This window comes from Streptomyces longhuiensis (assembly GCF_020616555.1).
GTDB classification, from domain to species: Bacteria; Actinomycetota; Actinomycetes; order Streptomycetales; family Streptomycetaceae; genus Streptomyces; species Streptomyces longhuiensis.
The window spans coordinates 774,336-798,440 of sequence record NZ_CP085173.1 but is presented as its reverse complement, the minus strand read 5'-3'; the positions used below and the strand labels follow the sequence as shown (position 1 = coordinate 798,440).

The window sequence follows — 24,105 nt, the reverse complement described above, 5'->3', positions numbered from 1 at the left end:
GGAGAGTTGACCGGTGATGTATCCCATGTACGGAGTCCGGGAAATCGACCGGCGGGAATGCCTGCGGCTCCTGGCCACGGCACCCGTCGGCCGAATCGTGCACACGTGCCACGCCCTTCCCGCGGTACTGCCCGTCCCTTTCTGCCTGGATGCCGATTCCGCGGTGGTGGTGCGGACCTCCGCAACGTCACAGCTCGTGAGCGCGATCGATCGTGCAGTGGTCGCCTTCCAGGCGGACGAAGTCGATCCGGCCGTTCGCTCCGGATGGAGTGTGGTGGTCACCGGACGCGCCAGCGTGGTGACCGACCCCGCTGAGTACGAGAGGCTGCGCGGGTCCGGTCCACGTTCCTGGAGGACGTCGCGCCACGACGTCTTCTTCCGTATCGAGCCAGAGCTGGTCACCGGCACTGAACTCGGCGAACGGCGCAGGGTCCACGAGGCGCGTCGCACGCCGGGAAACGTGATGTGAAAGGCAGTGGAGGACATGCAATTGCCCCTGATCGTTGGTGTTGACGGATCGGAGTCGAGCCTTCTGGCCATCGACTGGGCGGTCGACGAAGCGGCCCGGTTCGGGGTGCCTCTGCGGCTCGTGCACGCTTCCATGTGGGAGCGCTATGAAGGCGCCGTTGTGCCGGACACCGTGGATCGGCCGCCCTCCGAACAGGTGATGGAGCAGGACATCGTCGGATTCGCCGCGGAGCGGGCCCGGCAACGCAACCCGGATGTCGAGGTCTCGGCCGAGTCGTTGCCGGAAGAGGCCGTGTTCGCGTTGGTGCGCGAAGGCCGACACGCGACGGCGCTGGTGACGGGTTCACGCGGCCGCGGTGAACTGGTGGGCCTCCTTCTCGGGTCCGTCGGCCTGGGGGTGGCGGCTCGCGCCGACTGTCCGGTGATCGTGGTTCGCGGCGACCAGGCCGGTCTTCACGGCCGGCACGAGCGGATCCTGCTCGGCGTGGGCGATCCCACCACAGGTGCGGAGGCGGTGCGCTTCGCCTTCCGCGAGGCCGAGGCACGGAGGTGCACCCTCGATGCCCTACGCGCCTGGCGCTGCCCCGCGCACGAGACCACGGACCACCCCGGGCTCGCCGACGAACCGGAGCGTTACCACGAGGAACAGGCATCGGCTCGGATCGACGCCGTGCTCCAGGAGGCCATGGCGGACCACCCGGACGTCAAGGTGTGTCCGGCGACCGTCGAGGGGACGGCCCGGAAGGTGCTCGTGCAACGCTCCGCCGCTGCGGACCTTGTGATCATCGGAGCCCGGCGCCGGCACGGACACTTCGGCCTCCAGCTCAGCCGCGTGGGCCACACCTTGCTCCATCACGCGGACTGCCCGGTGGCGGTCGTGCCGCAACGCGCGTGATGGAGCACCGCCCTGGTCTTCGAGTGGCGGAACGCGTCCGTGTTCGGCGGGTCCTTGCGGGCCAGACGTTTCCTGGCGTTCCCGCCGCGCGGCGTCAGCAGCACGTCGCGGGCCCGGCCCTCGGGAGCCCCGTCCACTACGCGGTCTGGCGCGCGAGGTCGAACCGCACGTCGACGACGCCCTCGACGGACCGCACCAGGCGCGCGGCTATGGGGACGAGGCTGGTGTCGTGGATGCGGCCTGTCAGGGTGGCCACTCCGTCATGGACCTCCACGTGAATGGCCGAGGCCGGGGGTGGGAAGAGGCGGGACACAATCTCGTGCCGGACTTCCTCGGCGATCTTGTCGTCGCCACGCAGAAAGACCTTGAGTAGATCGGCACGGCTGACGACGCCCGCCAGCAGACCCACCTCATCCACCACGGGCAGCCTCTTGACCCCTTCTTGCGCCATGGTGCGTGCAGCCTCGGCGAGCGTGGCGTCGGCGCGGATCGTGACGGCGGGGGAGGACATGAGGTCTCCGGCGCTCAGGGCATCGGCCTTCGCCACGTCGACTGGCTGACGTAGCTGGAGGTAGGCGGCGTCAGGGTCGTCACGGAGTTCCTCCCTGGTCAGCAGGTCGGCTTCGGAGACCACGCCGACCACTCGTCCCTCACCCTCGATCACGGGGAGAGCGCTGATCCGCCACTCCTGCATCAGATGGACGATGTCTTTGAAGGGGGCCCGTCGGCCGACGGTGGCGACCGTGTGCGTCATGACATCGCTGACGATGTGCGGGGTGCCATACATGATGACTCCGTAAGTGTGCGTCGGTCCTGCCACTTTCAGCCTGCGCCGGTGAGGGCGGGGTGGCCAGGGGCCACCTGGTCCTTCGGGTGGGCCGCACGGCTACAGGCGGACGCGACCGCAGTGAGGGCGTTCCCGCCGCACCCTCCACCTTGCGGTACAGCAGTGGATCAGTCGCAGGGCATCAACGGCGGCAGCTGCTTGCCGCGCAGCCTTACGCCTCGTCGCCTGCGGTGAGCAGGCAGTCCAGGCCGACGATGCCCTCGACGCCCCGAACCAGGCGCGCGGCGAGCGGAATCCGGGTCGCGTCCTGCACCCGCCCGGTCAGGGTCGCGACGCCGTCGACCACAGTGATGTGCACGGGCTCCACAGGAGCCGGGAACAGGACATCGAGGACGTCCCGCCGTATCTCGTCGGCCAGGTCGTTGTCCGGGCGCAGGAAAACCTTGAGCAGGTCGCCTCGGCTGACGACGCCTTCGAGCACGCCCTCGGCGTTCACGACGGGCAGCCGCTTGACGTGCCGGAGCGCCATGATGCGTGCCGCCTCGGCGAGCGTGGCGTCGGCATGGACGGTGACGGCCGGAGTGCTCATCAGCTCCTCGGCGCACACGGCCCCGGCCTTGGCCATGTCGGCCAGACGGTGAAGTTGGGTGACCCGGTCCGGATCGACGTCCCGGAACTCCTCCTTGGGCAACAGATCGGCCTCGGACACGACTCCGATCACCCGGCCGTCGCCCTCCAGCACGGGAACGGCACTTACCTTCCACCGTTCCATGCGTTCGACGAGGTCCTTGAACAGAGCTTTGCGGCCCACGGCGACCACGGCGCGTGTCATCACGTCACTCACATGGTGGGGGCTGGTGTCCATGTTCTCCTCCTTGGGACGCCCACGTGGGGTCACGGTCGTCATGCCGGACCACCACTGTCGTGCGGGGCGCAGAGGTCGAGCATCCGGGTGCCCGATGCGTGCAGCCGATCGGCGACCACGAGCCCGACCCAGAGCGCGATTGCGAAGCCGAACGCGGGGTCCTCGGCGCGCCCGCGCGCACGGCCTCGACGTCGAACCCCCAGGTTCGTACCGGGCTCATCGCCTCGGCGTCCGAGTGCCAGATGCATGGCGGGAACTGCGAGGACCAGCCGACCAGTTCGCGGTGCCGGAGCGTCTCGATGGCAGCGGGGCAACGGCTGGGTCCGTGCAGGTCCGGGGCTACGGCGATGGTCCGCACGATTCGGAAGCGGTCGGCGCGCCTTCCCTCCTTGAACAGGCAGGCTCCGGCGCCCGGCCTCGAAGGAGACTTCCTGAGCGAACTGCGTCGGCCTTTCGCGGTGCCTGGCGGGGAGGGCCGCGTTCATGGAGGTGACGGTTGTCATCGCACAGGCCCCCTTCATCGTTCCTGTTCCCAGCGTGGGTGCTCCGGGCACGCGGCACCACGGGCCACACGGGTCCGATCGGGGGTCCTTTCGGCCCGGCTGCACATCCATGGCTCGTCGAGGGGACGCGGGAGTTGTCGGGCCGCTGGGCGAGGCGGGGGTGTGGGGTCGTTGGCCTGCGCAGAAGCCATACGGCGGCCTCCCGGTGATCGCGCCTGCCCCTTAACGATCCCGTCTTGGCGGCCCGCCGCCTTCATAGTGAGCGGGGACCTCGGCGCGCCGTGGAGGGCCGTTCCGGTCTCCGGAGAGGATTTGGTCATGAGCGACGCGACGAAAGCAGTCCTCGAAGGTGGCCCTGACGATCTTCCTGAGCGGATCGTTTTCGTGCTGACGCCCGGGCTCGACATCAAGGTCGCGTTGCGTGGCGGGTACGAGCACTTCAGGGCCACGACGCGTCAGCAGGCGACCTCGCAAGGCCTATCGCCCGTCTACGAGTGGTGGGAGCGCACGGAGCTTCCGGGATAGACGCCCCGTGCGGAGCGTGACGTGACGGAACAGGCGAAGGTTGCTCCCTCCTTGGGTCCTGGTCGAGGGCCGGGTCATAGGGGTGACACCGGGTGCAGGCCAGGTGTCCTCCACTGCTGAAAGGGGAGAACGTCACAACCGCCTTCGTTTTCAGGCATGCAGTTGTTGGCTGCACAGAGACTGCAAGTGCCTAGTAGTGCTTTCCACGGCGCGGATGCACGTCGACCCCGATGCCGGGCACCCACAGTTCGCCGTCGTCACCGGCGCTGATGTCCCAGGCGGTCACTTCGTCCGGGCACGTGGTGCCGCGGGCCCGCAGATCGGTGACGACCACTCGCGCGAGTGCGGCGGCAGCCGTCGGGTCCGTCTCGGGCAGTGTGGTGCGCCACCATCGGTGCTCGTCCACGTTTTGCCAGCCCCTCGCACGCATCTCCGCTGCACGCTCGGGCGTCTGCTCGTGATCTCGGTCCTCGATGGCGACGTGGAACTCGCAGTTCGTGTCCGACGGATTGAAGGAAACGATCATGGTGCGTCCCCGGTCCCGGGACGCCCAGAGCTTGAAGCCCGCCCAGTCGCCGGGGGCCTGTATGGGCATGTGCTCCGCCCAGGATGCGAGTATCCCTGCCAGTTGCTCCTCGCCAGACGTCCAGTCGTCTGCTGCCGCGTGTCCCTTGAAGGTCCAGCCGTGGTCGTGGCCGGGGCCGTGGCGGTCCAGCTGCCACGCGTATGGCTGGCGACCCGAGTCGAAGCTCCAGAACTCGTCCTGGGCGAACGAATCCGCCTGGTGCGCGGACAGCGTCGTTTTGCCGTGGTCACCGGACAGCAGGAGTGTCCGCTCACGGTTGCTCCACCGCACGCTGGGCCCATGTGCGGTGCCGCCCAGCAACGTGGGCCGGCCGACGCGCGCCACGATGGCCTCGTAGATCGGCAGCAGGGCCTCACGGCGTGCGACCAGGCCGCTTCCCGTTTCGTGCATCAGGATCGTGAACGCCCGATCGAGCTCGGCATCGTCGTAGGTGAGAAGGCTCTCTGCGAGATCCGCCGCGTCCTGGTGGACCACGCCCGTGGTGTGAGTCATGACGATCATCCTGGCAGTCGCCGCTGACATCGCCGTCGGCCAGTGGCGATCAGGGACTGGAGGAGGCCTGGAGCGCTGACGCCCTGTCCACCATGTCCGGAGGGTTGGGTTACGACACTTCGTGCATCATGTGGTCGAGGTCGAGGTCGAGGTCGAGGTCGAGGTCGGCACGGCGTGCCCCGAGCTCGGGTGGCGACGGGCTAGGCCAGATACTCCCGCCGGCCGGCATACGGTGGCGATGTCGTCGGCGTGGCACGTACCGGAACCGGTCAGGCCGCCGGCTCCCCTTGCCGGGCGCTGCGGCACAGCGGGTGCCGACGGCGGGCGGCCACCTCGTGGCCGGGCGTTCCGAGCGTTCCGGGCGCCCGCCGGCCCGACACCCAAGTACGGCGGTTGCCGTCACGGCCGTGACGATCTTGGGACATTCCGGGAGGTTGCGAGGGGGCATTGGACATAGCGACCATGGTTCCGTTGGAGAGCACCCGCGGGGCCATCGAGCTAGGCAAGGATTGCTCATGCGTACCAACCACAAGACCGCCGTCGCCTTCGCCGCCGTGCTGATTGCCACCGCGGCCCCCGCAGTTGCGCAGGCTTCCCCCTCGACCGAAAGCGGCACCGCCCCCTCGGCATGCCGTCCGGCCAACCACACCGCGAAGATCACCGAGGCGCCCGCCAGCGCGGGGCACCACCACTACCGCGTCACCCTGAGGGCGCCGCGCGGGTACGACCCCTGCGAACTGGCCGGCTCGCCGAACGACGTGCGGTTCTCCCACCACGGCTCGCGGACCCGGATCACCGCCGGCCATTACGGTGACCAGCGCGCTGCGGTGACCTTCGGCCCCGGCCACCCGGTGCACTTCGACATCCAGGTCCCCAACCAGGCCCGCCAGCTCTCCGCGGATGAGGCATCCTTCACGCTCCAGGCCCCGGGCGGACAGATCCCCGGCACGTCCTTCGCCCAAGGCAAGCTGAAGGTCGCCGCCGGCACACTCATCGGACCGGTGCAGCGAGGGGCCTGACCGCCCCTGCGCACCCCCGAGGGAACGACGACACCGCCGCTCTCGACATCTGCGCGACCCTGTCCCGGGGCGACGTCACGCCGTAGCCTCTGGCGTTGCCGCGGCAGGGCGGGTGTGAGTGTGCTCAAAGGGGAGTCACACCCCGGAGATGGGCCTGTGTCCCGTCGAGATATGTCGACCTCCAGGTCGACTCGGACCTCGACATGGCCCCCGCCTCAGCGGGTGGTCGGGTGACGCTACATGGCCGGCGCCTTCGCGGCACCGGCCATGTTCGAGGAGGGGACGACGGATCTGTCCGGGCCGTCGCGGTTACTGCGCGTCCGACTTCGCGAGCGTGTACGTCACTGAACGCTGCTGCCTGTGGCGCCGGATGCGGCCCCTGGCTACGAGAGCCTCCAGGGTGTTGCGGACCACCTGCGGGGTCGGTGTCCGGTCCGGGTGCTTCTCCAGCAGTTCGTCGCGGAGTTCCTTCGCCAGACGGGGCTCGTCGGATGCTGCGAGCAGCTCCGTCAGGAGCTCTCCGAGCAGGGGCTGGCGCTGCTTCTCCGGGGTGCCCGCCTTGCCGGAGCTCTTGGCCGACCGCGTCGTGGCAGGGCGACGGGCCTTGCCGCCAGCAGCGGTCGCGGGTGCGCCGGAGGAGCGCCCGCGCGTGAACGTGGCTTCGTCCTGGGCCGGTTCCGGCAGTGCTGATGCCTCCGCGAGGTCGTGGAGGCGCTCCGTGAGGCTCAGAATGTCGGTCAGGAGCGCTTCCTCCTGCTTCAGCATTTTGAGCTTCTCGGACAGTTCCTTTTGCCGGCGACGGTTCTCCTTCAGGTCCGATGCGGCCTGCTCGACATACCGCAACCGGAGCGTCTCGGCTGATTGGCTGGGCACAACCGCTTCACTCTCCCTTGGGTTGAATTGGGTGGCACACATGCTACTCAGGGCAGTGACGGCCACCGAAGTCTGCGCGAGGCTGCCTTCTTCACTGTCCTGGGGTACGCCCTCACTGCCGAACACATTCGTGTGCGGCGAGAGATGTCGACGTCGGCTCGGCGGCTATGTGTCTGTCTCTGGTTCCCGTGCGCTGAGCTGCCTACTGACCCGAACGTACCTGTCGGGCTAGTCAGGCGCAGCGGGTGGAGCAGGTGAATCCTTGAGGTCTTCGGTGCTGCCGGGAGCGCGTGTTCGGGGGTGAGCGCGCCCGGCGGCACTGAGGAGGCGGAGCTGGGAAGGCGCGAGGCTGGCGCCCCGTCGGCTCCTTCGGACCCATCCGGAAGCAGCCGCCCGCACGATGGAGAAACACACATGTGACTTGACGCCGAGCTCCCTCGCCTGCGAAACATGTGGCATATGTGTTCCGCGGCGCATGTGACGACGGCCGGCCGGGTCCGGCGTCCGTCAACGGCATCCAGAGAGTTCGGGACGGTTCGGAAGACCGCAAAGCGTACGTGCGCAGGGAAGTGGTGAAAGCCCGTACGAGGATTCGTCGTCCCGGCACCATGTCGTCGACAGGGTGGACGATTCCCGCGTCACCGGCTCGCTTCTGCCCGGACTGTCACCGGGGCTCGTGTGGCCCTTGTCCACATCTACGTGATCTACCTGCGCGGCCGGACCATCCGCGAAACTGCCGGCATTCGCGGAGCGCCGACGGGTACGGCCAGGTCCTTCGGCGCGCCGCGCTCCGTAGACTGCGCGCTGCCTCGGGCGTGACCCGTGTGGATCGCCCGAGAATTGCGGGGAGCTGCCCCGGGGCATTGCATATTCGGCAGTCACCGGTCAATATGGTGACGTGAACCATGCATTCCCTTGTGGGACGCTCCCACTCGACTTCGTCGGCACTCTGCGTGCGCGCCGCAATGCCGCACCGGCAGAGAAGCTTGCCACGCCCGACCTGCTCGACGACTGGTTTGTCGAGTCCAAGATGCTCGATGCGGCTCCTGAGGCAGACGAGGTCGACCTGGAGACCGCGATCGATCTGCGTGAGGTGATCTACTCGCTGGTGGCGGCGCGCCTCGCGGCCGAGCCCCTGCCCGCCGCCGATGTCGCCGAGCTGAACCGGCACGCCGCGGGCCTGCCGGTGAAGGCACAGCTCGGGCCCGACGGAGTGATGCACACGGGGTCCGTCTCCCAGGGCCTCGCGGCCCTCGCGCGGGAGACGGTCGAGATTCTCGGCGGTGACGAAGGTGCGCTGCTGCGGGAGTGCGCCCGCCCCGAGTGCACCCAGGTCTACCTCGACCGTTCGCGCGGCCACCGGCGCGAGTGGTGCGCCATGAGGACCTGCGGCAACCGCGTCAAGGCCGCCGCCTACCGGGCGCGCCAGAGCGGCGCCACGGCCTGACGGCGACTGCCCGGCCGGGCTCACGTGGAGCCGGCCGCTGTGTCGCGCTGCCTCAGGCGGTTCGCTCGCGCAGCCGGTGCGGGTGCGCCGGGTAGACGCCGAGGACGCGGACCTCCGAGGAGAAGAAGCGCAGCTCCTGCAGGGCGAGCGCGACACCGGGCTCGTCGGGGTGTCCCTCGACTTCGACGTAGAAGCAGCTGGGGTTGAGGCCCGCGCCCATCTGGTAGCTCTCGATCTTGGTCAGGTTCACCGCGTTGCTGGCGAAGCCGCCAAGGGCCTTGTAGAGGGCGCTGGGGATGTTCCGTACGGCGAAGAACAGGCTCGTCATCGTCGGCTCGCCCGTGAGCGGGGCGAAGACCGCGTCGCGGGAGAGGATGACGAAGCGCGTGGTGTTCTCCGGGTCGTCCTCGACTCCCGCCTGCAGTACTTCCAGACCGTAGTGTCGTGCCGCGGCGGGCGGGGCGAGCGCCGCGTGCCGGGCGTCGCCCAGCTCCGCCACTTCCCGGGCCGCGCCCGCCGTGTCGTCGGTGACGAACGTGCGCCAGGCACCCGTGCGCAGCACCTTCCGGCACTGGCCGAGCGCGTGCACATGACTGCGGACGCACTCGACCTGGTCGAGCGAGGCCCCGGGGACGCCCACGAGGTCGAAGTGGATGGCGAGGAAGTACTCGGCGATGACGAAGAGGCCCGACTCCGGGAGTAGATGGTGCACGTCGGCGACGCGTCCGGCGGCCGAGTTGTCGACGGGGATCACCGCCACGTCGGCGGTGCCGAGCGTCACCGCGTCCAGAGCCTGCTCGAAGCTCGTGCAGGGAAGCTCGGTGCATCCGGGGAACAGGTTCTGGGCAGCCGTCGCCGAGTTGGATGCGTATTCGCCCTGGTATGCGACTCGCGTCACGGGATGTCACCTTCGGTGGGAGAGCTGGCGCCGTCGGTCAGCGGGAGATCCACCGTAGACGGAACGTGCTGAAGCGCCGCGAGCTGTCCACGACGAGAGACTCGAGAGGGTGGAACCTTGCCTCGTTCGTCGGGGGAATCGCGAGCGCGTGCTCATGTGCCTCCGTAACGACGCCGTGGACCAGAGCGGCGGCCAGCCGTGTGCACTCGTGTAAGGGGACACGAGCGCGAAGGGATCAGCTGCCTTCGCCGGCACCGATGCACAAGAGGTCCGCGGTGAACCCGGGCCGCTCGTGACGTAGCAGCGCCAGCGGGTCGGTCGCCACGGCGCACGGCTCATGGCGCACGGCGCACGGCGGTGGAGCGGGGCGGTAGGACAAGAAGGGGCGGGTCGGGGCCGTTGTCCACTCGGTCCCGACCCGCCCCTTATGCGTGGGCGATGCTACGGGTCAGTGGTACGAGCGGACGCAGCGGAAGCTGCTCGCGTCCGCGAGATCGCCGTTGCCCTTGTATTGCGGAACCCGCGGGTAGAGGCACAGGTCACGGGTGACCGTCTTGCCCGAGGCGTCCTTCACGGAGGCGCTCAGCGTCTGCGGGGCCTTGCCCTGCTCGACCCACTTCGTCAGCGCGCCGAGCGCGTCGGTCGGCGCGGGACCCGTATTGCCCGGACCGGCGCAGTGGTTGACACCCGGAGCCAGGAACAGCCGGTAGAAGTCGTCGACCCGCTGCGCGCCGCCCAGCTTCTTCTCGACCCGCTCCCGGTAGTCCACCGTGCCCTGGGTGGGGATCAGCTGGTCGGCCTGGCCGTGCCACGTCAGGAGCTTGCCACCGGACTTGCGGAAGCCGGACAGGTCCGGGTCGTCCGAACCGATGACGTCGTCGAACTCGGCCTGGGACTGACGGAACAGCTTCTCGAACTCGCTGTAGCCGGCGGTGGAGACGTCGTAGGCGGGCTGCTTCTTGACGAACGTCGAGACCCACGCGGCGGGCACCAGGAACGGTGCACCCACGGAGGTGCCGTCGTCACCGGTCTTGGAGCCGGCCAGCACGGTGAGGTCGGAGCCGACCGTGGGGCCGTACCAGAGCTGCTTGCCCGACGTGGTGCGCGGACCGTCCCAGATCTTGCGGACCACGGCGGCGTCCGCAGCCGTGAAGGTGACCTGCTTGCCCTCGCACTCGAGCGTCGTGCCGATCAGGCGGCGCGGGTCGTAGTTGCAAGTGGCAGGGTCGCCGATGAGCCCGTCCACGGCGCCGTCCAGCTTGTCGCACGCCTTGACGGCGGACTCGGTCGCCAGGGTGAGTTCGCACTTGGTGGGGTAGGTGTGCTCCTCGTTCATCACCACCTGCGGCCAGACCGTGGCGACCTCGAACTCGTCCCAGTTGATGCCGGGCGCGTTGGCGAGGATGCCGTCGTAGTCGCCGGGATGGTTCTGGGCCTCGGCGTAGCCCTGACGGCCGCCCGTGGAACAGCCGTTGAAGTAGGAGTACGAAGCGGACCGGCCGTAGACACCGTTGACGACCTGCTTGGCGACGACCGCGGCCTCGTGCTCGGATCGCGAGGCGAAGTTCTTCAGCGAGGTCTTGTTGATGTTGCCCTTGCTGTCCAGGGCCCAGCTGACGTCTAGGTAGCTGCTGACACCTGCGTCGGTGGTCGCGACGGCGTAGCCGTTCTTGACGGCGTCGGCCAGCGCTGAACCGTAGTCGCCGGCTGCGAAGGCACTGCCACCGACCGCCTGGAACCGGCCGTTCCAGCCGCTTTCGGGCAACCACACCTGCACCTTGGCGCGATCGCCGGCCCCCGGGTGGCCGACTGTGGCGGTCACCTCGCAATGGGCCGGGACGTCCGGGATCGTCGCCCCGGGCAGCGGTGGGACGGGAGGAGCCTCAACGGTCCCTGTCGGCCGGCTCACCGCGGTCAAGGACTCGATCTTGGTGCCGGCCGGCGCCTTGAGAGGGATGGAGGTGGACGTGCACCGGAAGGTGCTGGAGGCGGAACTCTCGGGTTCCGCCGCGGCAGACGGCAGATACACCGCTGCAGTCACCAGCGGCACGGCAGCCGCGAGGACGGTCAGAAGTCGTCTCATTGGATTCCTTGTCAATCGAGTGTCCGCCGACGACGGCGACACATGTGTGCGTACAGCCGGTGTGCGTCCCTGTATGTGGCGGCGAGGTGGGTGCATCAGTCACATGGCGGTCCGTTCAGAGGGGTGTGTCCTCCACGTGCCAGGGGCAGCAGCCCGGACTGCCGCGACGTCCACCTGCGACGCGGCGCCCAGGGCTCTCTCGCAACTGCGTTGCAAGCAGGGCGTGTTGGAGACCCTGGTCGCTCCTGCCGCGAGGGTGGCGAGCATGGCCCGCCGAGCCATGTGACGGGCCACCCTCGCTGTCGCAGTGCCGGCTCGCCCCCGCCATGCCTGTCCCCGCCCTCACCCATGCGGTCACCGGTCTGAGTGGTTAGTAGCCTGGCATGGCGTCAGTAACCTGTCAATGCGGTGACGCGATTTCGTTGAAGGGGTCGTCACATGTTCCTGGGCGGAGCCATGGCGTAGGCGAAGGCGTCCCGGGCGGTGTCCTGGGCCGCGAAGTAGATGGAGAGGGGCGACCCGTCCCGCGCCGGATCCGAGGGTGGACAGCAGGAGCGGCCCCGCGATGTCGAGCAGCATGCCGACGACGAGGATGAGGTGGAGCCACACGGCATGTGTGGCCCAACGCCCGGCCGGGGAAGGGCTCATGACGAAGCCAAGCGCCAGAGGAGGCGTGTGGACGCCGGACAGCGTGGCCGATGCACCTTCGACGTGGAGATACGTGGGCAGGTGGACCGGGAGGCTGAAACATGGCCGCGTTGGCGACGAACCCGATCGGCGAGGTGAGGATCATGCTGCGGGACGTGAGCATGCTCGGCGGGACGGCGGGGGCCGCCGCGTGGCGCTCGTCCGGGACCACGAGCGCGGTGAGTGCGACGGCGGCGACGAACAGGCCGAGGACTCCCGGCGAGGTCCACCCCCAGTACTGACCGAACGAGGTGGTCAGGACGAGGCCGGTGACCATGCCGGACAGGAACAGCGCGCCGAGGTGGTCGATCCGGGTGGCCGTGGCGCTGCGCCCGCAGGTGGGCAGGCGTGACCGCAGGGGCGACGATGTGGCCGACCAGGGCGAACGTCGGCATGATCATGCATCTCCGCCCTCCTCGTGCAGGATGCGGGCGGTCAGGAGCAGAGGCGGATCAGCCGCGACGCCGTACCGGACGGAGGCGATGAGGGAGGTGCCGGTGGCGGAGAGGTAAGGGCGCCTCGCTCGTACCTGTTGCTGAGCTTGCCGCGTGGCGGTGTGACCGTCACAGGGTGACGGTCTGGTATTCGGTGTAGGTGCCGAGGCCGACGGCCCCGTACTCGCGGCCGATGCCGCTGTTCTTGAAGCCGCCGAAGGGGCCGTCGAAACCGATGGGGGCGCCGTTCACGGTGACGGTACCGGTGCGGAGACGCCGTGCGAAGGCGAGGGCGTGGCCCTCGTCGGCGGACCACACTCCGCCGGAGAGGCCGTACTCGGAGTCGTTGGCGATTCGCGCGGCCTCGTCCTCGTCGTCGTACGCGATGACGACAAGGACCGGGCCGAAGACCTCTTCCTGCGCGATGCGCATGGAGTTGGTCACGTCGGCGAAGACGGTCGGGGTGACGTAGTTGCCGCCCTCCAGGCCCTCGGGGATCTGCGGGCCGCCGGTGACGAGGCGGGCGCCTTCCTTGATGCCGATTTCGATGTAGTTGCGTACGCGCTGCTGCTGGTCGGGGCGGATCATGGGGCCGATGAAGGTGTCGGGGTCGTCGGGGGCGCCGACCTTCAGTGACTCGACCAGGTCCTTGAGGCCGGCGACGACCTCCTCGTACTTCTCGCGCGGAGCCAGGATGCGGGTCTGTGCGATGCACGACTCACCGTTGTTGAGCAGTGAGCCGAACTTCAGTCCCTGCACTGCCTTGTCCACGTCCGCGTCGGGCAGGATGACCGCCGCCGACTTGCCGCCCAGTTCCAGGCTGACTCGCTTCAACTGCTCGCCCGCGATGGCGGCGATCCGGCGACCCGCGCGGGTCGAGCCGGTGAAGGCGATCTTGTCGACGTCCGGGTGCGACACCAGGTACTCGCTGGTCTCCCGGTCGGCGGGCAGGATGCTGAGCACGCCTTCGGGCAGACCCAGTTGCTCCACGAGCTCGGCCAGGAAACCCATGCTCAGCGAGTTCTCCGGCGAGACCTTCAGCACCACCGAGTTGCCCGCCAGCAGAGCAGGAATGATTTTTGAAGTGGCGGACGAGAACGGGGAGTTCCAGGGGATCACCGCGGCCACCACTCCCACGGCCTCGCGGCGCACCACGCTGCGCACCGGCGATGCCGGGTCGGAGGGAACCAGTGTCTCCTCCCAGCCGAACTCCTCCGCCGCCTTGAGATAGGCGTTCGCCTGCCGCGTCAGTCCCGGCTGGCCGGCGAGGGTGAACCAGCCGGCCGAGCCGTTCTCGGCGGAGATCAGGGAAGCGATCTTCTCGGCGTTCGCCTCGCGCAGTGCGTTGAATCGCCGCAGTATCGCCACGCGCTCCAGCGGCGCTGTCGTGCGCCAGGTCCCCTTCTCGAACGCGGCACGGGCCGCGGCCACGGCGCAGTCGACGTCGGCGGGCTGGGCCTGGGCAGCTCGGCCGATGACGGACCGGTCGTGCGGGGAGCGGATGTCGAGCAGTTCGGGGTTGCTCGGCGCGGTCCAGGAGCCGGCGACGTAGAGGTGGTCGTAGACGTACATGGGTGCACTCCTTAAGGAGAGGTTCTGAACCATCTGAGCTATCTGTCACTTTACTGTAGCATTTAGATATTTTAATGGCACGTAGGTGAGGCTCTACGGCGAGAGTGATCCATCGCTCGGACGCACGCAGCACGCTGCGAACCATGACCAACATGTCTCGATACGTGTCGACAGCGGCGCTCGCGCTCGTCACCGGCCTCACGCCGGACTTCCTCGCCTCATGTCGGATCCGGTGTCGCGCTCAAGGAGTTCGGTGCCGTACGGCACTCACTCGGATCTCCTGGTGGCTGCGCAGCTCCACGCGCGGGGTGCTGACGGTCACCGCTGCGACGGCTTCGCGGCCCGGCAGTGCGGCTGGGTATTCGATGTCAACGCCTGCGAAAGTGGCTTCATCATCGGTGCGGGCGCGATCTACCGCACGGTCCCAGTATCGGATCGCCAACCTTGACGTGCGCCGTACCGTACGGGCCGGCATCCTGCGGGGTGCTGTGGTCAACGGACTTGAAAGGGCTGGCCTGTTGCGTGAGGCGGAGGCGCCGGAGGGTGCGCGGCCTTGTTTCTATGCTCCGCCTGGATCGGTGTAGTCCGACGTCGGCGGGTGAGGTGCCCGATGTGTCAACGACGTCGGGGCGTGGCAGGCGGTCGAGCCGGCGGATGGCTTCATCTCGAAGGCACTCTTCGCCCTCTCGCTCACGAAGTCTCACACGAAGGCGCTGCTGCCCAGGCCATAGCCGAACATGACCGCGGACTCGGAGCATGACCAGACCTGCGCCAAGGCGGGCCACGAGCCGAAGCCGGTCTGCATCGGGAGTTCGGCGTGGGTGGGGTGGGTCTTCTCCGCTGACTCGTCAATGCCGTGTGCGGGAACCATGCTGAACTTGCCTGTTCGGGGGTTTCTGGGTGATGGCTTCGAGCTTGGTTGCATTGTTCGTAACCTGTCGAGCCGGTTATAGGGGAGATCGAGTCGTCTGAAGTGGCATCGCCGGGTTCCCCGTCGCGCCGTGGCTAACTACGCGGCGGCCTTCAACGGGCCGGAGAAGGACTTGCGAAGGGTTGACGGGCCGACCAGGGGGAGCAGGGAGGCGAGCATCTTCCCCTTCAGTGCGCGGGGCGTGCGGGTGAGTTCGACGTCGATGCGTGTGCCGTCGCCCTCAGGCGTGAACTCGAAGACCCAACCGCCGCCCGCCCCGAAGAGCTTCGAGTCCAATGTGGTGATGGTGACCTTGGAGTCGTCCCACTCGTAGTGCGCTCGCTCCCATGCGGCACTGGTTCCCTCGGTCACTTCGGCCCAGGACGGGCCGAGTTCGTGAACGGTGAAGTGGTCGGCGTCGATGCTGGGCCAGACCTTGGCGCGGGAGGGGGTGAAGTCAGTCAGTACCGCCAGTGCCTCCTCGGGGCGAAGGGATGACACGAGGTGGAAGCGGACGATGGCCATAGGAATCCCCTTACGTCAGAACTGCTGTGGATGTGGCCTTCACTGACAGGCGTGAAGTAACCGGCTTGACTGGTTATTACTTTCCCGTGTCCTGCGTAACCTGTCAAGGTGGTTATTGATGGAGGGGGTCGTGATCCGTCTACGGGCGGCGCAGATCCGTCGTCCGAACCCCGACAAGAGGGCGTGGGTGTTCCTCTGGCTTGGGCTGCCGACCCTGCGGTGCGCATCCCGTGGACTGGGAAATCTGTGGGTACCGGGATCTCCTGGCCGTCAGCTGACCGACCTCAGGAGCGCGTCACGGGAACCGCATCGAACTCGTGCCTGGGGGAGTGCAGTGAGAACACCGCGCAGGCCCTGGTGGTGCTGATGGGGGCCGGATCCGGGCTCACGCACGTCGAGATGCGGCAGCTGGGCAGCGTGTTCGACCGAGAGCCGGCGCGAGGCAGATGCGGTGCCGTCGCAGGGCGTGCCGTTCGCGTATTCGGGGTTCGCGGTGGGCGGTCCCCTGTAAGCGGAGAATCTGGAGGCGGAGCGGGGGGTGTGGCCGGTTCGCGCCGTGGCCGTGGCCGTGGCCGTGGCCGTGAGTCGCGGGTCGTGGAGTGGCGGATGGTGAACTTCCCGTCACCGGGTGAGGCGACCGCCCCCGGGGGAGTCCGGTCCGCCTACGGCCCGGAACGGCATGCCGGGCTCGCCGCGGTGAATGAGTAGTACGAGGGGGCCAACCTCGTCCGCTTCACCCCGACCACCGGGGCCGCCTGATCAGGCCGGCCCGACACCCTTCACCAGGGTGTCGACAACGAGATCGGCCGCCTGCCCGTCGCTTAGATCAGGCATCTGCCGAACCACCAGGTGCATCAGCTGCGGCAGGAGGGCGCTGGCCCATCCCTCCGGCAGCTCTGCGCGGAGCAACCCCTCGTCGACGGCACGTTGAAGGAAGGCGTCGACGTCCCGGACCGAGGCGTTCCGCCGCTCGCGGACCGCATCGTCGGTCAGCATGCGGGTCAGGTCCACGGGCCACTTGCGGTTCACCGCGATGATGCTCTCCACGTACCGGTGCAGGGCGACGGTGACGGGGGCCTCTTTCATGCGTGCGTCGGAGATGGCCCGCTCGACAGCTTCCAGCCGGGATTCGTAGATTGTCGCGAGCAGCTCCTCGCGGGAGGCGAACCGTCGGTAGACGGTCCGCCGGTCCACACCGGCCTCGGCGGCGATGCTCGCGATGCTCGCCGTGGGGTCAGCGGCGAGCATGCGCGCTCCGGTGGTCAGCACGGCTTCCAGGTTGCGTGCAGCGTCGGCCCTCATGGCGGAGAGTCTACAGCTCTGTGCATATTTGGATGATAAAGGTCGCAGTGCTGAGCGTACGGGTAGGGTAATTGCCACTCTGACGTGACGGTAGCCGACGCTAGGACAGGGGAAACCGGCGATGTCAGGGGTGACGCTCGCGGCGATATCCGGCGGGACGAACGGTCCGCGGCGGGGTCGAACTCCTCCGGGATGGTGCTGCCCTGGCCGCTGTAGCCGACGACCGGGTCCACCGCCGCTGAGTTGCGATCGCCGATCGCCCACGCGGTCATGTTCCCGCCGGGCATGTCGAGCCCTGTTCGTGGGAGCGGGATCTGTATGAGCGGGGCTGTCCGTGCACGGCCCGGTCCCTGGCTCTCCGTCAGAAGTGGTCCACGTCGACGACGGCCTGGGCGAACGCCGTCGGTGCCTCCTGCGGCACGTTGTGTCCGACGGCCAGCGTGCGGTGCTCGTACTTCCCGGTGAACTTGTTGCGGTACCCCGTTCCGTCGCCGGGCGCGGTGAACGGGTCGTACTGGGCGTCGATGGTGAGGGTGGGTACCGCGATGGTGGGCGCCTGCGCCAGCTTGTCCTCGTAGATGTCGTAGCGCCGCTCGCCCTCGGTCAGGTCGAGGCGCCAGCGGTAGTTGTGGATGACGATCGCGGCGTAGTCGGGGTTCTCGAAGGCGGCTTCGGTGCGCTCGAAGGTGGCGTCGTCGAAGTTCCAGGTCGGCGAGACGGTCTGCCACACCAGCTTGGTCAGGTCATGGCGGAGGTCTTGTCGCTCCATGGCCTTCTTGCCGCGCTCGGTGGCGAAGTAGTACTGGTACCACCAGGTGTGCTCGGCGGCCGGTGCGATCGGTTCCAGCTGCGCCTTGCGGTTGGTGATGAGGTAACCGCTCACCGAGACCAGGGCCTTGACCCGCTCGGGCCACAGGGCGGCGAGGATGTCGCCGGTCCGCGAGCCCCAGTCGAAGCCGGCGACCACGGCCTTGTCGATCTTGAGGGCGTCCATCAGCGCGATGATGTCCAGGGCGATCACCGACTGCTGCGCGTTGCGGAACGTTCGGGAGGAACGGAAGCGCGTCGTGCCGTGGCCCCGGAGGTAGGGGACGATCACGCGGTAGCCCTGGTCGGCCAGCAGCGGTGCGACATCGACGTAGCTGTGGATGTCGTAGGGCCAGCCGTGCAGGCAGATGACGGCCGGCCCGTGGGCGGGTCCGAGCTCGGCGTAACCGACGTTCAGCAGACCGGCCTTGATCTGCTTCAGCGCGGGGAAGGAGGTGTGCGCGCCCGGGGTCACGGACGGCACGACGGGAACCTTGCCGCCATTGTCCGGGGTGCTGCCAGCGGCGTGGGAAACGCCCTGCAGACCGGCCAGGGAGACTGCCGCCGCTCCGGTGCCCAGGCCCATCGCCGTGTTGAAGGTACGCCTGTTGATCATGTGAAACCCCTCCATACGTTCCGGTGAGAAATACGTCCGTGCCGTTCACGACGGCCAACGTGTGGCTTGACTCTGACAGGTCTCGCGTCACCGGTCAAGCAGGTGACGCATGCATCGGGAAGTGACACCCTCACCCTTCCCTGTGCGCCTCGCGCGCTCCAGCCGCCCGGCGCCCTTGGTTGCCGTGGAGGGGGCTTCGAAGTGGTGGTGGATTCGGCGGCGCCGGTGGCGTGGGCCGGTGCGCCGACGCGACGCCCTCGGTCTGTGTGGTCGCCCTGCGAAACAATCGTCACCTGCTTGACCGGTGATGATTGGTCTGGCAGGTTATTTGTCACCAGTCAGACCAGTGATGCCATTACTCGGTGGATCAATGCACTTCTGGAGAGGGTTTCCCATGTCCAACGTCAAGCGTGCGAGCAAGAGGCGGATTCTCACCGGCGTCGGGGCGGCCGTGGCGGCCGGTATCGCGGTCGGGGCGTTCGCGCTCGTCGGCCCCGCCACCGCCACCGCCACCGCCGATGCCGATCGGTCGGTCAGCAGGGGGCAGGCCAAGCCCACCATCGTGCTGGAGCACGGCGCCTTCGCCGACGCCTCCAGTTGGAACGGTGTGATCGCCCGGCTGCACGCCGACGGCTATCCCGTCGTCGCGGCAGCGAACCCCCTGCGCGGTCCGCACGCCGACGCCACCGTCCTGCGCAGCGTCCTCGACCACGTCAAAGGCCCAAAGATCCTCGTCGGTCACTCCTATGGCGGCTCGGTGATCAGCGAGGCCGCCGCGAACGACCCCGAGGTCAAGGGGCTCGTCTACGTGGCGGCGTTCCTGCCCGCGCCAGGAGAGTCGGCTTTGGAGCTGACCGACCAGTACCCCGGCTCCACCCTGCCCGACGCCCTCGACCCGGTTCCCGTCTCCAACCCCGACGGAAGCAAGGGCACCGAGCTCTACATCCAACAGGACAAGTTTCGCCACCAGTTCGCCGCGGACGTCTCCAACGCGAAGGCCGCGCTCGCCGCCGCAGGCCAGCGTCCCATCGCCCAGTCCGCGTTGGAGGAGAAGGCCACCGTCGCCGCCTGGAAGACCATCCCCAGCTGGGACATCGTCACCACGCAGGATCTGAACATCCCGGCCGCCGCGCAGCGCTTCATGGCCAAGCGTGCCCACGCCCGCACCACCGAGGTCGCGGCATCCCATTCCGTCGCCGTCTCCCACCCAAGCGTCGTCACTCGCGTCATCGAGGAAGCGGCCCGCGCCGCCCGGTAGCGACCACTGGCCGGCAGTTGCCGTCAGGTTTCGAAGCGAGATCACCGATCACCGCCATGGGCCTGAAGTAGGGTTCTGGCCCGGCTGGAGGCCTTCGCGGGCGATCTGATGGCCGAGTGTCTGCGGGAGGCGGGGGGAATGGTGCTTCGGTGCCCCCGTTTCCCGCGCCGTGCAAGATGCGGGGCCGGACGGCATCGGCCGGGTCGCTTGGCACCCGCCATCCGCCATGACCACCATCCACCGTGACCACCGCGGACCACGACCACGCACCACAGGAGTTCCGTCATGACCTACCGCAAGGGCCTCGTCCTCGACTTCGGCGGAGTGCTGACCACGCCGCTGATCCCGGCCGCGCTCGCCTTCGAGAAACGTGAGGGGCTCCCGGAGGGCACCTTGCTCAAGGCCCTCTACCTGGACGAGGAGATGGTCCGGCGGACCGAGCAACTGGAACGTGGCACGATCACCCAGAGCCGGTGGAACACCGAGGCCGCTGAGCGGCTCGGTGTCGCGCCGGAGAACCTGATGGGCCGCATCTTCGCCGACCTGCGTCCGGAGGCCTCGGTCGTCGCCGCTGCCGCCGCCGCACGCAGGGCGGGAGTGAAGGTCGCGATCCTCTCCAACTCGGTCGGCACGACGCCGTGGAACCTCTACGCCGGATACGACCTGGAGGACTACGACGCCGTGGTGATCTCGGAGGACCATGGCCTGCGCAAGCCGGAACCGGAGATCTTCCGCCTCGTGCTCGGAATGCTCGAACTGGCCGCCGATCAGTGTGTGTTCGTCGACGACAGCCCGCAGCACCTCCCGACGGCGGCGGAACTGGGCTTCGCCACGGTGTACGCGAAGGACTCGCCGCAGACGATCGCCGAACTGGAGGATCTCCTCGGGGTGTCGCTGACGGAGGAGGGCTGACCGGCCCCTGTCAGCCTCTCCGTACGCCCGCGATGAAGCGGCCCGCCATGTCAAGGCGTTCGTCGAGGGACGCGGGCGATTGCCCCAGATCGATGAAGAGTTCGTGCACGCCCGCTTCGGCAGCGGCACGTGCGTAGTCGATGTACTGGCCGAGCGTTCCGGACCGGGGGAACTGTTCTGCCTCGGTCTCGATGTCGGTCAGGGCCGGGTTGACCCTTAGCGCCATGCGCAAACCGCCGGGGTCGCGGTCCGCCGACTCCGCCTCTTCGGCGATCGTCTTCCACATGCCCATGAGGTGGGGGAGCGGCATCGCCACGGGTAGCCAGCCGCTGGCCCGCCGGGCGACCCTACGCAGCCCGGCGGGGCTGAACGCGGCGAGCAGGACGGGCGGTCCGGGCCGCTGCTCGGGCTTCAGCCCGACAACTGTCTCCGGAACGGTGAACAGTGGCCCCCGGTGGGCGAACTCGTCCTCGGCCCAGTACGTCTCCAGGATGTCGAGCGTCTCGTCGAGGCGGGCGCCCCTGCCTTCCCAGGGCACCCCCACGGCCGCGTACTCGTCGGGCATCCAGCCGAGACCGAATCCGACGTCGAGCCGGCCGCGGCTGAGTACGTCGAGGGTGGTCAACGACCGGGCGAGCATCAGGGGAGGGTGCCACAGGCCGTTGAGCGTGCTGGTGCCCAGCCGGACGCGGCTGGTGTGGGCGGCGGCGAAGGCCAGACTCGTCAGCGGGTCCATATGGTTCTCGTGGATCCGCGGCATCACCCCGTCCTGGCTCGGATAGGGCCTGCTCGGCGAGCGGGGGGCGAGCACCCGGTCCCCCGTCCACAGAGAGTCGTACCCGAGATCCTCTGCGGTGCGGCTGACGGTGATGACACCGTCCGCGTGGGCGTCGGTACCGAAAGTGGGGAGGGCCAGACCCAGACGCATGTTCTCTCTTCCTCCGGAGTGTCAGACGGCAGTGGCGTTGATGATGACGGGGATGTTGTTGCGTGTCGCCTTGGAGTAGGGGCAGAGCTGGTGGGCGGCGTGGGCGAGGTCGTTGGCGCTGGACTGGTCGACGCCCCCGAGCTCGACGTTGAGGACGGCGCTGAGGTTGAACTCACCGTCCTCGCCGTGGGTGAGTGTGGTGTTGACCGTGATGGCCGTGCTCTTGAGGGCGATCTTGCGCTGGGCGGCGGCGCGGCGGACGGCGCCGAGGAAGCACGCGCCCCAGCCCGCGGCGAAGAGCTGCTCGGGGTTGGTGGCGCCGCCGGCACCGCCGAATTCCTTGGGAATCGCGAGAGAGGCGTCGAGCTCTCCGTCGCTGGAGCGGACGTGGCCTCCGTTGCGGCCCTCGCCGGTGACGGTGACGGTTCCGGTGTAGCTGACTGACACGGTTGCTGTCTCCTCGCGGGGTGGAAGTTCGATGCCTTACAGCAGGTCACCGGTTGGAACGGTTACAAGCCTGGCCACACCGTGCGCTCCTGTCAAGGGCGGAATGGAATAAGTAACCCTCTTGACAGGTTACGAGGAGGGAAGCAGTCTGGGAGTCATCCAGACAGTGCACGAGGTCACGATCGACGACTCACGAGATGGAGACGGACCATGAGCAAGGTAGTCGCGATGGACACGGAGGCCGCTACGGCGGCACGGCATGCGCGGTACGGCAAGCTCCCCGCGCGTATCCGCTTCGAGGACATGACCGAGGAGGTGGAGGCCGAGGCGAACGCCGGGGCGAGCGCGGCGTACGACCCTGAGCGCTCGTGGAACTACTACTCGTGCCTGGCCTTGGATCTTGGGCTCTAGGTCAGGGGAGGGGTGCACCGTCACCCTGGACATGTGTGTACCGAGAGTGGGATCTCATCGCCTATCGGTGTGGTGACGCTTGGCAGGCGTGTGCCGCGACGTATGTGCCGGACGGAAGGCGAGAGGGGCATCGTGATCAGCAGACGCAGGGTGGCGGTGGCGATGACGGCAGGTGCGGTGGGCCCTTCCGGGGCGGGGCGGGCATCAGCTCTCGCCCGCGGCCGGACCTCCGCGGTGCCGGTGGGTGAGGCGCCGTCGAGTGGTTCGGCCTCGCCGGCGTACCGCTCGGCGCGGCGTTCCTGGCCCTGGACTTCGAACAGATCGAGGACGGCATCGCCTACGGTGCCCCGCGGGACGACTCCTGGTTCGCGGCCTTCGGCCTCACCACCACGCTGGTGTGGATCTACCTCGAAGGGCTCCGGGTGCTGTCGATCCTGCAGAGCGACAACTGACCGGCGTGCCGACATCGAGCGCGCGAGGATGAGGAACATGAATCCGGTGCCTGAGCCCCGCACACTCGGGGCCTTCCTGAAAGCACGCAGAGCGCAGTTGACGCCGGGGGAGTGCGGCCTTTCCGGCGCGGACACACCTCGCAAGGTCGCGGGACTGCGCCGCGAGGAAGTCGCCCAGCTGGCCGCGATCAGCGTCGACTACTACACGCGTCTGGAACAGGGCCGGGTCCGGGCGTCCGCGTCGGTCCTGGAAACCCTGGTCCGCGCGCTATGCCTAGACGAGGACCAACAGGCGTACTTGTACGAGATCGCAGGGCGGACCGACGCACGGCCCCGACACCGGAGACCCGCGCAGCGTCCGAGGCCCGCGATGCGACGCCTGCTCGATCAACTGACGGAGACGCCTGCCCTCGTCCTCGGCAAGCGCCTGGACATCCTGGCTTGGAACCCGGCCGCGGCAGCCCTGTACACGGACTTCTCGGCGGTGCGGCCGGCCCGCCGCAACTACGTGCACCTGCTCTTCACGGACCCCGTGTTCCGTGCCCTGTACCTGGACTGGAAGAGGGAAGCTCGCGATGCGGTGGCCGCACTGCGCATGGAGGCCGCGACCGACCCGGACGACCCCGAACTCGCCCGCCTTGTAGGGGAGCTGTCGCTCCAGGACGCGGACTTCCGGTCCTGGTGGGCCGAACACCGCGTGATCAGTGCCAGCTACGGCACCAAGCGCTACCGGCACCCGCTGGTCGGCGACCTCACCCTCGACTGCGACACCTGGGCCTGCCCCGACGGATCGGGCCAGCGACTCATGGTCCTCACCGCCGAACCAGACAGCCCGTCGCACGACGGGTTGCGGATCCTCGCCTCATGGAAGGCCGAGCCGGCCGATGGCCCGGCGCCGGATCAGCCCTTCAACACGTAATTGGCCCTTCCACGCGTGGTCAGTGCTTCAGGGCGTGATCAGTGCTGCAACGCGTAGAAGCGCAACTGCGAGTGCGGCTCGAAGCCGATCCGGGGGTACACCGGCGCGCCGGCGGTCGCGTGGAGCGTCGCGCGGGTCAGGCCAGTGGCCCGCGCCCCCTCGTTCGGCGCCTTGCGGGTGATCGCCTCACCGTAGCCGCGGCGCTCACAGGCCGGAGCGGTGACGACGAGCGCTACGAAGAGGCGGCCCTCGGCCTCCATCGTGGCGGCGCACGTCACCGGAACACCGTCCCGTAACCCTGGGTACGCGTACACCTGGTCCCGCCACATCGTGGAGCCGGCCGGACAGTGCCGCGCGGAATCAGGCAGTTCGCATGCAGCTTGCCCGCGCCCACCCACGGGCCGGGTGTCAACGGTGCACAGGTGAGGGGGCAGGTTCTTTCCCCGGCAGAAACCTGTCTCTTTTCGCTTCGCGGATCTGCGGT

General features: G+C 68.4%; 23 protein-coding genes and 2 pseudogenes. 11 read left to right on the top strand and 14 right to left on the bottom strand.

Annotated features, from left to right (window positions below):
* Window positions 1-16: 16 nt before the first annotated feature.
* Window positions 17-469, top strand: coding sequence for a pyridoxamine 5'-phosphate oxidase family protein (locus LGI35_RS03865; protein WP_227292420.1), 453 nt, complete (start codon window positions 17-19; stop codon window positions 467-469).
* Window positions 470-484: 15 nt separating this feature from the next.
* Window positions 485-1,363 (top strand): universal stress protein, encoded by an 879-nt coding sequence (locus LGI35_RS03860; protein ID WP_227292419.1) that lies wholly within the window; start codon window positions 485-487, stop codon window positions 1,361-1,363.
* 136 nt (window positions 1,364-1,499) lie between these two features.
* On the opposite strand, the gene LGI35_RS03855 is transcribed toward LGI35_RS03860, so the two are convergent.
* Complete coding sequence (locus tag LGI35_RS03855) at window positions 1,500-2,150, bottom strand: CBS domain-containing protein (protein ID WP_227292415.1); 651 nt, start codon at window positions 2,148-2,150, stop codon at window positions 1,500-1,502.
* 211 nt (window positions 2,151-2,361) lie between these two features.
* On the bottom strand, window positions 2,362-3,015 hold the full coding sequence (locus LGI35_RS03850; RefSeq protein WP_227292394.1) for a CBS domain-containing protein: 654 nt from the start codon (window positions 3,013-3,015) through the stop codon (window positions 2,362-2,364).
* A gap of 821 nt (window positions 3,016-3,836) precedes the next feature.
* On the opposite strand from LGI35_RS03850, the gene LGI35_RS03840 reads away from it, so the two are divergent.
* Window positions 3,837-4,043 (top strand): DUF5988 family protein, encoded by a 207-nt coding sequence (locus tag LGI35_RS03840; RefSeq protein ID WP_227292392.1) that lies wholly within the window; start codon window positions 3,837-3,839, stop codon window positions 4,041-4,043.
* Window positions 4,044-4,233: 190 nt separating this feature from the next.
* Here the strand turns inward: LGI35_RS03840 and LGI35_RS03835 are convergent, their stop codons facing one another.
* Complete coding sequence (locus tag LGI35_RS03835) at window positions 4,234-5,121, bottom strand: hypothetical protein (RefSeq protein ID WP_227292390.1); 888 nt, start codon at window positions 5,119-5,121, stop codon at window positions 4,234-4,236.
* 515 nt (window positions 5,122-5,636) lie between these two features.
* Between LGI35_RS03835 and LGI35_RS03830 the strand changes: the two genes are divergently transcribed.
* Window positions 5,637-6,140 (top strand): DUF4232 domain-containing protein, encoded by a 504-nt coding sequence (locus tag LGI35_RS03830; protein WP_227292387.1) that lies wholly within the window; start codon window positions 5,637-5,639, stop codon window positions 6,138-6,140.
* A 309-nt stretch (window positions 6,141-6,449) separates the two neighbouring features.
* Here LGI35_RS03830 and LGI35_RS03825 read toward each other — a convergent pair whose 3' ends face one another.
* Window positions 6,450-7,013, bottom strand: a complete 564-nt coding sequence (locus tag LGI35_RS03825; RefSeq protein WP_227292385.1) for an ATP-binding cassette domain-containing protein — start codon at window positions 7,011-7,013, stop codon at window positions 6,450-6,452.
* A gap of 898 nt (window positions 7,014-7,911) precedes the next feature.
* Between LGI35_RS03825 and LGI35_RS03820 the strand changes: the two genes are divergently transcribed.
* Entirely contained in the window at window positions 7,912-8,460 is a 549-nt protein-coding gene (locus tag LGI35_RS03820; protein WP_227292382.1) for a CGNR zinc finger domain-containing protein, read from the top strand.
* A 52-nt stretch (window positions 8,461-8,512) separates the two neighbouring features.
* On the opposite strand, the gene LGI35_RS03815 is transcribed toward LGI35_RS03820, so the two are convergent.
* Both LGI35_RS03815 and LGI35_RS03810 read right to left on the bottom strand, forming a co-directional pair.
* Window positions 8,513-9,358 carry a prephenate dehydratase gene (locus LGI35_RS03815; RefSeq protein WP_227292369.1) on the bottom strand — a complete coding sequence of 282 codons (846 nt, stop codon included), beginning with the start codon at window positions 9,356-9,358 and terminating at the stop codon, window positions 8,513-8,515.
* A 448-nt stretch (window positions 9,359-9,806) separates the two neighbouring features.
* Window positions 9,807-11,441, bottom strand: coding sequence for a DUF6351 family protein (locus LGI35_RS03810; protein WP_227292367.1), 1,635 nt, complete (start codon window positions 11,439-11,441; stop codon window positions 9,807-9,809).
* A 749-nt stretch (window positions 11,442-12,190) separates the two neighbouring features.
* Here LGI35_RS03810 and LGI35_RS03805 point away from each other — a divergent pair.
* Window positions 12,191-12,370: a hypothetical protein gene (locus LGI35_RS03805; RefSeq protein ID WP_227292365.1), complete on the top strand. Its 180-nt coding sequence runs from the start codon at window positions 12,191-12,193 to the stop codon at window positions 12,368-12,370.
* A 321-nt stretch (window positions 12,371-12,691) separates the two neighbouring features.
* On the opposite strand, the gene LGI35_RS03800 is transcribed toward LGI35_RS03805, so the two are convergent.
* The 5 genes from LGI35_RS03800 to LGI35_RS03780 form a co-directional block, all read right to left on the bottom strand.
* Window positions 12,692-14,134, bottom strand: a complete 1,443-nt coding sequence (locus tag LGI35_RS03800; RefSeq protein WP_227292364.1) for an aldehyde dehydrogenase — start codon at window positions 14,132-14,134, stop codon at window positions 12,692-12,694.
* Window positions 14,135-14,834: 700 nt separating this feature from the next.
* Window positions 14,835-15,005, bottom strand: a complete 171-nt coding sequence (locus LGI35_RS03795; protein ID WP_227292362.1) for a hypothetical protein — start codon at window positions 15,003-15,005, stop codon at window positions 14,835-14,837.
* Window positions 15,006-15,143: 138 nt separating this feature from the next.
* On the bottom strand, window positions 15,144-15,569 hold the full coding sequence (locus tag LGI35_RS03790; RefSeq protein ID WP_227292360.1) for an SRPBCC family protein: 426 nt from the start codon (window positions 15,567-15,569) through the stop codon (window positions 15,144-15,146).
* A gap of 759 nt (window positions 15,570-16,328) precedes the next feature.
* The gene (locus LGI35_RS03785; RefSeq protein WP_227300188.1) at window positions 16,329-16,817 is read right to left on the bottom strand and encodes a TetR/AcrR family transcriptional regulator; all 489 of its coding nucleotides are present in this window, start codon (window positions 16,815-16,817) and stop codon (window positions 16,329-16,331) included.
* 415 nt (window positions 16,818-17,232) lie between these two features.
* On the bottom strand, window positions 17,233-18,294 hold the full coding sequence (locus LGI35_RS03780; RefSeq protein ID WP_227292359.1) for an alpha/beta fold hydrolase: 1,062 nt from the start codon (window positions 18,292-18,294) through the stop codon (window positions 17,233-17,235).
* A gap of 394 nt (window positions 18,295-18,688) precedes the next feature.
* On the opposite strand from LGI35_RS03780, the gene LGI35_RS03775 reads away from it, so the two are divergent.
* Together LGI35_RS03775 and LGI35_RS03770 are read left to right on the top strand one after the other, a co-directional pair.
* Complete coding sequence (locus tag LGI35_RS03775; RefSeq protein ID WP_227292357.1) at window positions 18,689-19,552, top strand: alpha/beta fold hydrolase; 864 nt, start codon at window positions 18,689-18,691, stop codon at window positions 19,550-19,552.
* 285 nt (window positions 19,553-19,837) lie between these two features.
* Window positions 19,838-20,464: an HAD-IA family hydrolase gene (locus LGI35_RS03770; RefSeq protein ID WP_227292355.1), complete on the top strand. Its 627-nt coding sequence runs from the start codon at window positions 19,838-19,840 to the stop codon at window positions 20,462-20,464.
* A 10-nt stretch (window positions 20,465-20,474) separates the two neighbouring features.
* Here the strand turns inward: LGI35_RS03770 and LGI35_RS03765 are convergent, their stop codons facing one another.
* Together LGI35_RS03765 and LGI35_RS03760 are read right to left on the bottom strand one after the other, a co-directional pair.
* Window positions 20,475-21,392 carry a TIGR03619 family F420-dependent LLM class oxidoreductase gene (locus LGI35_RS03765; protein WP_227292353.1) on the bottom strand — a complete coding sequence of 306 codons (918 nt, stop codon included), beginning with the start codon at window positions 21,390-21,392 and terminating at the stop codon, window positions 20,475-20,477.
* Window positions 21,393-21,413: 21 nt separating this feature from the next.
* A complete protein-coding gene (locus LGI35_RS03760; RefSeq protein WP_227292351.1) occupies window positions 21,414-21,839 on the bottom strand; it encodes an organic hydroperoxide resistance protein in 426 nt (141 codons plus the stop codon).
* Between the two features lie 210 nt (window positions 21,840-22,049).
* On the opposite strand from LGI35_RS03760, the gene LGI35_RS03755 reads away from it, so the two are divergent.
* The 3 genes and pseudogenes from LGI35_RS03755 to LGI35_RS03745 all read left to right on the top strand — a co-directional run bounded on the left by LGI35_RS03755 (window position 22,050) and on the right by LGI35_RS03745 (window position 23,621).
* Window positions 22,050-22,250 (top strand): hypothetical protein, encoded by a 201-nt coding sequence (locus LGI35_RS03755; RefSeq protein WP_227292349.1) that lies wholly within the window; start codon window positions 22,050-22,052, stop codon window positions 22,248-22,250.
* Window positions 22,251-22,513: 263 nt separating this feature from the next.
* A pseudogene (locus tag LGI35_RS03750) lies at window positions 22,514-22,702 on the top strand (Bax inhibitor-1/YccA family membrane protein); the annotation flags it as partial.
* Window positions 22,703-22,739: 37 nt separating this feature from the next.
* Entirely contained in the window at window positions 22,740-23,621 is an 882-nt protein-coding gene (locus LGI35_RS03745; RefSeq protein ID WP_227292347.1) for a helix-turn-helix domain-containing protein, read from the top strand.
* Between the two features lie 38 nt (window positions 23,622-23,659).
* Here LGI35_RS03745 and LGI35_RS03740 read toward each other — a convergent pair.
* Window positions 23,660-23,959: pseudogene (locus tag LGI35_RS03740) on the bottom strand (GNAT family N-acetyltransferase); the annotation flags it as partial.
* Window positions 23,960-24,105 lie beyond the last annotated feature (146 nt).